The 3,312-nt window shown below is 61.7% G+C and carries 2 protein-coding genes; both read right to left on the reverse strand.

Going from position 1 to position 3,312, the window contains the following annotated elements:
• The coding region (locus FVQ81_18175) for a hypothetical protein (GenBank protein MBW7998458.1) at nt 1-1,632 on the reverse strand (1,632 nt) is incomplete at its 3' end.
• A 34-nt stretch (nt 1,633-1,666) separates the two neighbouring features.
• Nucleotides 1,667-3,013 carry a hypothetical protein gene (locus tag FVQ81_18180; protein ID MBW7998459.1) on the reverse strand — a complete coding sequence of 449 codons (1,347 nt, stop codon included), beginning with the start codon at nt 3,011-3,013 and terminating at the stop codon, nt 1,667-1,669.
• Between the last annotated feature and the right edge of the window lie 299 nt (nt 3,014-3,312).

Consider the following 3,312-nt stretch of genomic DNA (forward strand, 5'->3'; position numbering starts at 1 on the left):
CACTCGTCCCCCGCGGCTGCTCCTGATCCGGTCGTGGTAGGAGGAGGCCGTTGCGTTCCAGCTCGAGTCCATTTCCATCACACCGGCGAGACCGGGCCGCGGACGGAGGCGGCCCCAGTGGTCGCGGCTGGCCGACATGCCGGTAAGCACCAGTCCTCCGCCGCTCTCGACAAACTTCTCGATCCGCGCGAGATGCTCATCGGCCAGGTTGTCCTGCCCGGCCAGGACAATCACCCGGTAGCGGGCCAGGTCGTCCATCTGCTCGTCAAAAATCAGGTCGAACGGCACCTGGCCCTGGATCATCGCCTGCTCGAACATGCACTGTTCCAGCGCCGCGCGGTGGTTGTTGTAGGCCATGGTGGCGTAACTGCGCAGCAGGGCCGCGTCCTCGCGGTTGACAGTACCGGTGTAGAGATTCCGGTATTTGAGGTAGAACTTGTGGTAGCGGTCGTTGGGCGTGTCGTCCTGCCCCAGGCCGATATTGCCGATAGTCTGGTTGAACGCCAGGTTCTCGGCGTGCTGGAGGTCCGTACCCTTGTAGGTCAGAATCCAGTTGTCCAGCGTGCGGCCCAGCTTGTAAGTCCTGATCTTGGAAGTGATAACCCCGCGGGAATCGTAATCGGCGTAGTTCTGTTCCTCGCTCCAGATCAGCTCGGTGTACTTCATGAACCACGGGTGCCAGAGCGCGGTCTGGAACGCGCGGTTGCGTCCGATCAGGCCGTGGGGGTTGACATCCACCGCCACGGTGGGTTTCAGCTCCTTGGCGAACTCCACCATCTCCCGCAGCCAGTCGGCCATCGCCCAGCAGCGGAAATCGATCCACTCCTGCTGAACCGGGTCGCGGATCACATCGATAGCCCCGGGGCGGTTGGTCTGGTTCCACATCGGTGGATCGACATAACTGAAATCGGTGAGGCCGAACCGCTCGGTCCGCAGGCTGTCCGTCGGATATTTTTTCGCCAGGTATGCCCGGAAAGCTTTGACAGCAGTGGGACTGCGGTCACTCTCAGGTTCCAGGTTGCAGTCATAGTTGTCGAAATGCAGCAGGTCGGTGTCGCATTTCCCGATCAGGGTGCGGAGGATTTTTTCCTTGTAGTACTCGCGGTAGCCGGGGTGGAGCATACTGGGTTTGTAGCGGTAGGACTGCTGAAAACCGTAGGTCAGCAGGATCGGAGTCCCGTCCGGCATGCGCTGCACCCAGTCTGCCGCACGGGGCTCCTCCGGAAAAAACGTTTCCGGCACGATTGTCATCACCTGGCTGTAGGTATCGAGTTTCATGCCGTGCTTGTGGACAAGTTTGCTCAAGCCGGCCAGCAGTTTCATCTCGTCCTTCTCGGCCTCGTAGCCGAACCCTTTGTACCCGTGAGTATGGAAAACCTCGATCCCGGCCTTTTTAGCGGCCAGGACAGTTTCCTCGCTGTGCTCGGAGAGCCACTGCCGCCATTCCTGCTCGTAAGGGCCGGCGCCGCCGCGACGGATACGGAAGATAAAAGCCTCGTGGTTGCCCCAGCCGAGCACCAGGCCGCCGTTTACCCAGCCGGCGCGCTGAAGTTGATAGTAGTCCCTCGCCTGCGCCGACGGCGAGGCGAGGAAAAGTAACAAGCCAGCCAGCGAGAAAACCGTGGCGCGCATGGTTGCCTCCGCATTGAAAAGTGGCTTCAAAGTATTATTTCAGCTGATCCGGCGAATCCATCGCCGCCAGGCGGGCCAGTACCATCCCGGCAATCTTCATGTGGGTCGCCGGGTCGAAATGGATCATGTCCACGGCGAACACCAACTCCGCCGGCTCGGCGTCGAGAACTTTTGCAATGTCGAGGAAGCCCGTGCCGAGCGAGTCGGCGACCGACCTCAGTTGCTCGCGGAGAGCGAGGAATACATCCAGGTCGGCACCTTTGCGCGTCGGACTCAGCGGGTAACCCATCAGCACCACCCTGCTGCCCGCCTCGCGAAGGCGAGTGACGATCTCGATCATGTTCCGCCGGTACTGCCCGGGCGTGACCGCGGGAGCGGGACCGCCCCAATGCCGGGCGTCATTACCGCCGAGGATAACGAAAGTGATATCGGGGCGTTTTGCAATCAGGTCCTCATCGATCCGCTCCAGCGCCTCGCCGGAGTCGTCGCCGCCCTTGCCGGCATTGACAACTCTCACCCTGGCGTTGATCCGGCGAAAAACACCCCTGACAATATCAGGGAACGGAGCCTGGGTGGACCAGTGGATACCGTCCATGTGGCTGTCGCCCAGAAAACCGACCGTCATCGTCCCCTTGTTGCGCAGATGTCCGATCACTCTTTCCGAGCCTTCGGTTGACAGTAATTCTGCGGCAAGGGTATCGGCGGTCACCTGTCCGCTGAACTTGCCGGCCCAGTTGTTGAGCTTGATGAACGTGATAAAGTAATGTTCCTGTCCCGCGGGATAGGGCATCCTGCCTGTCAGCCCCGCGGCTTCGGCCGCCAGTTCGTTAAGCCTGCCCGCCCTGATCTCTTCGAGTCCCAGGTCGCTCAGGGTCAGCGGGCAGCCGACAGCCACCAGGAACGGGAGGAAATCCTGCATCAGAGTACCGTCACGCTCCACCTCCAGGCAGAGCTGGAACGCCGCGGCGTACCCGTCGAACCCAGCGCCTACCCGATCCGCGCTTTCGGGAGCTTTGGACAGCACCTCGCGCACCACCGACGCCGGCTGGCCGGATTCGGCAAATTCATCCAGCTTTCCCGAGGCCTCCAGGAAGGAAAGCAGTTGTTCACCGCAGAGCGATTCACCCGTCTGCACCCAATCCTCCACGCACTCGGGATCGAGGCGCACCGCGCGATGAAACGCGCTGTCGGCTGCTATTTCCTCCGCGTCCATTTCCAACTCACCGGCCATCGCCATGTGCTCGGCGCGGATCATCTTCAGCACCGCCGCGCTTAGCGCATCCGTCCGCTGCTGCGGGGTTTCGAGTTCCCTGGAACCTCCGGAACATGCGGCAACGATGGCAAAGGCTAATCCTGTCAGCGCAACCATCGATCTCTTCACGGCTTCCCTCCATCTCGGGCCAGGGGACAATCAGGTCCGGCAGGCGATCGCGCGCCAGGTCGAATCGATTCCCGCGGCAGCGGCCACGGCAGGGCTTCATCACGGTTTAAGCAGCGGAACCCTGATTTCGTATTCCATCCCCTCGAACGTCACTGTCAGCGATTTCTCTCCCGCCTCCAGGCTGACCTCCGGAGTCTCCAGGTCGCAGCCGCGGGAGCCGTCGACATAGACAACTACCGGGGTGTTGCTCGGTACCGGTCCGTCGCTCTGCCACCAGGGGAACGCTCCCCTGCCGCCGA

This window comes from Candidatus Glassbacteria bacterium (assembly GCA_019456185.1).
Lineage (GTDB): Bacteria > Gemmatimonadota > Glassbacteria > GWA2-58-10 > GWA2-58-10 > JAJRTS01.